The organism is Allokutzneria sp. NRRL B-24872, assembly GCF_002155965.1.
GTDB lineage: Bacteria > Actinomycetota > Actinomycetes > Mycobacteriales > Pseudonocardiaceae > Allokutzneria.
This window is the reverse complement of the sequence record NZ_MUMH01000018.1, coordinates 136,835-143,242: the sequence shown is the minus strand read 5'-3', so window position 1 is coordinate 143,242 and position 6,408 is coordinate 136,835. Positions and strand designations below refer to the sequence as shown.

At 69.7% G+C, this 6,408-nt stretch carries 6 protein-coding genes; 4 read left to right on the top strand and 2 right to left on the bottom strand.

The genetic code is table 11. From position 1 onward, the window contains the following. Both CCN37_RS05555 and CCN37_RS05550 read right to left on the bottom strand, forming a co-directional pair. The coding region (locus CCN37_RS05555) for a glycoside hydrolase family 76 protein (RefSeq protein ID WP_086819548.1) at positions 1-1,217 on the bottom strand (1,217 nt) is incomplete at its 3' end. A gap of 4 nt (positions 1,218-1,221) precedes the next feature. Further along, complete coding sequence (locus tag CCN37_RS05550; RefSeq protein WP_086819573.1) at positions 1,222-1,965, bottom strand: FadR/GntR family transcriptional regulator; 744 nt, start codon at positions 1,963-1,965, stop codon at positions 1,222-1,224. Between the two features lie 142 nt (positions 1,966-2,107). On the opposite strand from CCN37_RS05550, the gene CCN37_RS05545 reads away from it, so the two are divergent. Genes CCN37_RS05545 through CCN37_RS05530 form a run of 4 tightly spaced genes read left to right on the top strand, consistent with a single transcriptional unit; the run spans position 2,108 to position 6,407 of the window. Then, positions 2,108-3,154, top strand: coding sequence for an isocitrate/isopropylmalate dehydrogenase family protein (locus CCN37_RS05545; protein ID WP_086819547.1), 1,047 nt, complete (start codon positions 2,108-2,110; stop codon positions 3,152-3,154). Then, positions 3,151-4,638 (top strand): ABC transporter substrate-binding protein, encoded by a 1,488-nt coding sequence (locus CCN37_RS05540; protein WP_371503618.1) that lies wholly within the window; start codon positions 3,151-3,153, stop codon positions 4,636-4,638. The genes CCN37_RS05545 and CCN37_RS05540 overlap by 4 nt, the downstream gene beginning before the upstream one ends. 3 nt (positions 4,639-4,641) lie before the next feature. Continuing rightward, the gene (locus CCN37_RS05535; RefSeq protein ID WP_168200527.1) at positions 4,642-5,589 is read left to right on the top strand and encodes an ABC transporter permease; all 948 of its coding nucleotides are present in this window, start codon (positions 4,642-4,644) and stop codon (positions 5,587-5,589) included. Next, a complete protein-coding gene (locus CCN37_RS05530; protein WP_086819546.1) occupies positions 5,586-6,407 on the top strand; it encodes an ABC transporter permease in 822 nt (273 codons plus the stop codon). The genes CCN37_RS05535 and CCN37_RS05530 overlap by 4 nt, the downstream gene beginning before the upstream one ends. Position 6,408: the final 1 nt, after the last annotated feature.

Sequence of the window (6,408 nt, the reverse complement as noted above, 5' to 3'; positions counted from 1 at the left end):
GACGCGGTGGTCACGGCGTAGCGGAGGCCATCGGTGCTGACGTACACCTGATCGCCGGGCCGGAAGCCAAGCGCGCGGCCGTGGAAACCATTGGAGCACAACAACAGTGACACGACGCGGCCCTGAGATGACGCAGAACCCTGCTCGGTGCACGCGGTGGGGCGGGGTGGGCGTGGGGACGGGACGAGGGCGCCGGTGACCACGGCGGCGTTGAGGGCGTCCTGGGCGGAGGACTGGCGCGCGGCGTCGGCGGTGTCGTGGGGGCCGGACCAGGAGAGGCCGAACTGGTTGGCGGCATTGCGGGAACGGGTCCACAGGGAGTGGGCGTTGTGGGTGATGAAGGCGCGGTACTCGGCTCTGCCGTCGGCGCGGTGGAGATCGCGGAGGCCGCGCATGAAGATGCCCTTGAACTGGGGGCCGTCGGCGCCGCAGGAAGGCTCGCAGGGCTCCAGCAGAACGCGCTGGTCCACGGAGAGCATGCGGGTGGCGGCCGAGGCGATGCGGTGAGCGGTCTCCAGGTGGGAGCGATCGCGAGTCAACGCCGACAGCTCAACCAGGGCTTGCAGGACCACGCCCTGGTTGTAGGTCCACGTGGCGCCGACGTTGCTCTTGCAGTCAGGGGTGAGGCCGTCGTTGATGAGACCGCCTCGGTTGAGCATTCCCGTTGTGGCGAACCAGTTCCACCCTCGGACGGCCCAGTCGCGGTAGGAAGGCTCGCCGGTCACGCGGGCGAGCTTGGCGGCGATGGTGGTGAACAGCTCGTTGGTGATGGCGTTCTTGTAGCGGCGGTCGCGGTTCCACCACACCCCGCCGCCGCAGGTGGAGTCCCAACCGCCGGTGATGTCCTTGAAGATCGCGCGGGCGGTGGCGAGGTAGCGGGGGTCACGGGTCAGCTCGTAGGCGTTGATCCAGGTGAGCGCCCACCAGCCCTCGTCGTCGTAGTAGTGGTTGAGGAAACCGCCCGCGGAGTGCTTGGCGTGGGTGGTCGCGGCGTGCGCGCGGCCGGTGCGGGTGCCGAGGAGTCGGTCGGCATCGAGCTCGGCGTTGAGGGCGTTGGCGGCGTTCCACCAGTTCGTGGTCCGGTAGAGGCCGGTGTTGTCGTCGTAGAACTGGGTGAGCGCGGTGGTGCCCGCGCGCGCCCAAGCGGAGAAGTTGGTGGCGGCCGAAGCAGGGGTCGCGGTCGACAGCAGGAGCAACACGACAGCGATGAGGCGCATGCCCTCAGTAGAGCAGGGGAAGCAGCGCCGCCCGTTGCTCCTCTGGGACGTATTCCGCGTAGTAGTCGTACAAGCTCTGCCGAGCCAGCCGCGCCGCGCGTTCGCCGTCGCCGTCGCGGACCGCGTCGAGGACGTTGGCGTGGTGCTGGAGCGAGGTCATCATCAGCGCGCGGCTGTCGGGGGCGTGGGCGATCTTGTCCTCGATGAGGCTCACCACGACATCGCGGACGACGGCGCCGCAGATCTGGATCAAGGTGTTGCCGGTGGCCTTCGCGACGGTCTCGTGGAAAGCGACGTCGGCGCGGCTGAACTCGGCGAAGCCCTCGTCGAGGGCCGTGCGCATCTCGTCGAGGGCCTGCTCCATCTCGGCGAGCTGCTCGGGGGTGCGCAGGCACGCGGCGAGCTGGTTGGCGGAGCCCTCGATGAGCATGCGGAACTGCACCAGCTCGGCGAGGCTCAGCGCGGACGCCCTGGCCAGCATGGTCATCGACTTCTCAAGCGCGCCGGAGGACATCGGCTGCACCTGCGGGCCACGCGGATCACCGGGGCGGGAGCGCACCAGACCGTTGCTCTGCAACACCCGCAGCGCCTCGCGGATCGTGGAGCGGCCCACGTCGAACTGGACCATCAGCTCCCGCTCGCTGGGCAGGTGCTCGCCGGGACCCAGGCGGCCGTCGAGCACCGCGGCCTCGATCTGCTCGACCACCCGCTCGTAGGCGCGCACGGGGCTGACCGGGGCGAATCGCAGTTGTTGATCAAGGTTTGCCATCCGAGGACCTCCTCCCTTGACCGGCCACTTGCGGGGTGGCAGGGTGACCCACCGCACACAGTCTACTGGTCTGACCAGTAGACCGGCTACCGCCGACCAGCCGAAACAGGGGTGCAGACCCATGAGAGTCAGGATCGCCGTCATTCCCGGCGACGGGATCGGACCGGAGGTCGTCGCCGCCACGCTGCCGGTGCTGCGCGCGGCCGCGCGGGCCGAGGCGGCCGAGCTGGACGTGCTCGAGCTGGACTGGGGCGGGCAGCGGCACCTGGACACCGGCTCGCCCATGCCCGAGGACGCGGCGAAGATCATCTCAGATCGCTCCGCCGTGCTCTTCGGCGCGGTCGGCAGGCCGGACGTGCCCGACCACGAGCTGGTCTGGGGCCTGATCATCGCTCTGCGGCAGCAACTCGACCTCGCGGTGAACCTGCGGCCCGTGCGCAGCTGGGACGGTGTTCCGACCGCGCTGCGCGACGCCGGCGGTGTGGACCTGTTGATCGTCCGGGAGAACACCGAGGGCGAGTACGCGGGCGTTGGCGGGCGCGTGCACCGAGGGCGCCCCGGCGAGCTGGGTGTGGAGGTCGCGGTGCACTCGCGGCCGGTGATCGAGCGCGCCGCGCGGCACGCTTTCCAAGCCGCACAAGGACGTTCCGGGCGCGTGGCGCTGGTGACCAAGTCGAACGCGATGCGCTTCGGCTACACGCTGTGGGACGCGGTGGTCGAGGAGATCGCGGCGGAGTTCCCCGATGTCGAGTGCGAGCACGTGCTGGTCGACGCGATGGCCGCGCGCATGATCCAGAAGCCGCGCGGGCTCGACGTCCTGGTGTGCAGCAACCTCTTCGGCGACATCCTCTCCGACCTCGCCGCGGTGCTGGCCGGAGGCATGGGCATGGCGCCGAGCGCCAACGTCGCGCCCGGCCGGACGCCGGGGATCTACGAGCCGGTGCACGGCTCCGCGCCGGACATCGTGGGGCGCGGGGTGGCGAACCCGGTGGCGTGCATGCTCTCCGGCGCGATGCTGCTGGAGGACTCGGGCCTGCCGAAGGCCGCCGCGCGGGTGCGCGAAGCCATCGCCGAAGCCCTGCGCGACCCCGCCAACCACACCCCCGACCTCGGCGGCTCGGGGACGACGGAGCGGCTGGCCTCGGCGGTGCTGGGAGGCCTCGGGTGAAGCGCCTCAGCCTCTTCCTGGCCGCCCTGCTCGTCAGCGGGTGCTCGGCCGGTGTGACGGCGTCCGCGCCGCGCGACCCCGACGCGATCACCATCGGCTTCAGCGCGGAGCCCGCGAACTTCGACTTCACCCGCACCGACGGGACCGCGATCCCGCAGGCGTTGCTGTACAACGTCTACGAAGGACTGGTGAAGCTCGACGAGAACGGCCAGGTCAAGCCGCTGCTCGCCGAGTCGTGGACGGTCAGCCCCGACCGCTTGTCCTACGAGTTCTCCTTGCGCCCCAACGTGGTTTTCAGCAACGGGAGCCCGTTCACCTCGGACACCGTGAAGTTCAGCATCGACCGCGTGAAGACCGCGTGGGGCATCTCGCAGAAGTCCAAAATGGACGTTGTGAGCCGGGTCGAGCCGCTGACGCCGACCAAGGTGCGCGTGGTGTTGAGCCGCTCCAGCAACAACTGGCTCTTCGACATGACCACGCGGGTCGGCGCGATGTTCAGCCCGGACGGCGTCGCGGACCTGCCGAACGACCCGATCGGCACCGGTCCCTACGACGTGGCCTCGCGCAACCGGGGCGCCTCGATCACGCTGAAGGCCAATTCCCGTTACTGGGGGCCGAAGCCCGCGTTCGAGACCGTCTACCTGCGTTACTTCAAGGACTCCACGGCGCTGAACAACGCCTTGCTGAGCAACGGGATCGACGTGGTGAGCGCGGTCGCGGCGCCGGACTCGATGCCGCAGTTCGAGAACGACACCCGCTTCAACGTCACGCAGGGCATCACCAACGGCGAGGTCGTGCTGTCCTTCAACGGCCGCAAGGCCCCGCTCAACGACGTCCGGGTGCGACGCGCGCTGACGCAGGGGATCGACCGGCGGGTGCTGCTGGACACCGCGTGGGCGGGCCGGGGCGAGCTGATCGGCAGCATGGTGCCGCGCACCGACCCCTGGTACACCGACCTCACCGGGGTCAACGCCTACAACCCGGAGAACGCGAAGAAGCTGCTCGCCGATGCGGGGCAGCAGAATCTCAACCTCCGCTTGCGCATCCCGAACCTGCCCTACGCGGTCACCTCCGCGCAGGTCGTCAAGTCGGAGCTGAACAAGATCGGCGTCGGGGTCAGCATCGAACCGCTGGACTTCCCCGCCGTGTGGCTGAAGTCGGTGTTCACCGAGCACGACTTCGACATGTCGATCGTCCAGCACGTGGAACCGCGCGACATCACCACCTTCGGCAACACCAAGTACTACTGGGGCTACGACAGCCCGAAGGTGCGGCAGCTGCTCGCCGACGCCGACCGGGGCAGCCCGGAGCAGCAGGTGAGCGGGATGCGGGAGGTGGCCGCGACACTGGCCGACGACGCCGCCGCGTGCTGGTTGTTCCTGTTCCCCAACCTGATCGCGGCGAAGAAGAAGGTGGCCGGGTTGCCGCTGAACCAGATCAGCGAGGCCTTCGACCTCACCCTCCTCCGGCGAGCGGGGGGCTGAGGCGTGCTCGTGCAGATCCTGCGCCGTGCGCTGATCTTCGTGGTGAGCGCCCTGGTCGCCTCGGTGGCCGTGTTCGGGTTGCTGGCCGTGCTGCCGGGTGATCCCGCCCAGGTCGCGCTCGGCGTGAGCGCCACACCCGAGCTGCTGGCCAAGACCCGCCAGGAGTTCGGCATCGACCGGCCGCTCGCGACGCAGTACGTCGAGTGGATCGGCGGAGTGCTCTCCGGCGACTTCGGCAACTCCTACGTGACCCGCGAACCCATTGGCCCGCACCTGATCGACCGGCTCGGCGTGACGATGTGGCTGGTGGGAGCGGGAATGCTCGTCGCGCTGCTGATCGCCCTGCCCGCCGGGGTGTTCGCGGCCGTGCGGCACCGCAGGGCCAGCGGCTCGGTGATCTCCGGGCTGAGCCAGCTCGGCGTCGCGGTGCCCGGCTTCGTCGCGGCGATCATCCTCGTGCAGATCTTCGCGGTGGACCTGCGGTGGTTGCCCGCCGGTGGGTGGACGCCGCCGATCATCGGTCCGCTGGACTTCCTCAGCGGACTGGTCCTGCCCGCGTTGTCGCTCGGCCTGGTCCAAGGCGCCGTGCTCACACGTTACGTGCGGTCCTCGGTGATCGACGTGCTGCGCGAGGACTACCTGAGAACCGCGCGCGCCAAGGGCTTGACGCCGTACCGCGCGCTGCTGAGGCACGGCCTGCGCAACGCGTCGGTGCCGGTGGTGACGGTGCTGGGCTTGCAGCTGGCGACCTTGCTGATCGGCGCCGTGGTGATCGAGCGGGTCTTCGTGATCCCGGGACTCGGCAGCATGTTGCTCGACGCGGTCAGCAACCGGGATTTGTTGACAGTGCAGGGAATCGTGCTCGTTCTCGTGCTGGCGGTGCTGTTGGTGAACTTCGTGGTGGACGTGCTCTACACCGTGCTGAACCCGCGACTGAGGCAGGCGTCATGAGGCGGTCGAGCAGTCCGAGCCTGTGGGTGGGCCTGGGACTCGTCGGGCTCGTCGTGGTCACCGCGCTCGCCTCGTTCCTCTGGACGCCGCACGACCCGACCTTGGTCGACGCGGCGCAGCGACTGCGCGGGCCGGGAACCGACTACCTGTTCGGCACCGACAAGTTCGGTCGTGATCTGTTCAGCCAGGTCATGGTCGGCGCGCGGACGACGTTGTTCGTCGGCGTGGTCGCGGTCGGCGTGGCCGCGCTGATCGGCACTCCGCTCGGCGTGTTCTCCGCCATGGCACCGAAGTGGCTGGGCGAGCTGGTGATGCGGGTCAACGACCTCGTGCTGGCGTTCCCCGCGCTGCTGCTGGCGATCGTGCTCGGCGCGGTCTTCGGCGCGGACACCCTGACGGCGATGATCGCGATCGGGGTCGCCAGCGTGCCGTCCTTCGCGCGCATCGCCCGCAGCGGCGCGCTCGGCGTGATGAGCACGGAGTACGTGCTGGCCGCGCGGTCGGCCGGGCGCTCGAAGACGGCCATCGCGGTGCGGCACGTGCTGCCGAACATCGCCGGGCTGGTGATCGTGCAGTCCTCGGTGTCGTTCGCGATCGCGGTGCTCTCCGAGGCGGCGCTGTCCTTCCTCGGCTTCGGGACGCGGCCGCCGACGCCGTCGTGGGGCCGGATGTTGCAGGAGTCGCAGGAACTGCTGGCGGTGGAACCCCGGCTGGCGTTGGTGCCCGGCGTCGCGATCGCACTCGCGGTGCTCGGGTTCAACCTGCTCGGCGACGGGCTCCGGGACCGCTACGACCCCAGGCTGGAGGTGCGCGGGTGAG

Bases quoted from the DNA above. Each gene is read 5' to 3' on its own strand.
- CCN37_RS05545 (WP_086819547.1), top strand. From the start codon at position 2,108: ATGAGAGTCAGGATCGCCGTCATTCCCGGCGACGGGATCGGACCGGAG.
- CCN37_RS05530 (WP_086819546.1), top strand. From the start codon at position 5,586: ATGAGGCGGTCGAGCAGTCCGAGCCTGTGGGTGGGCCTGGGACTCGTC.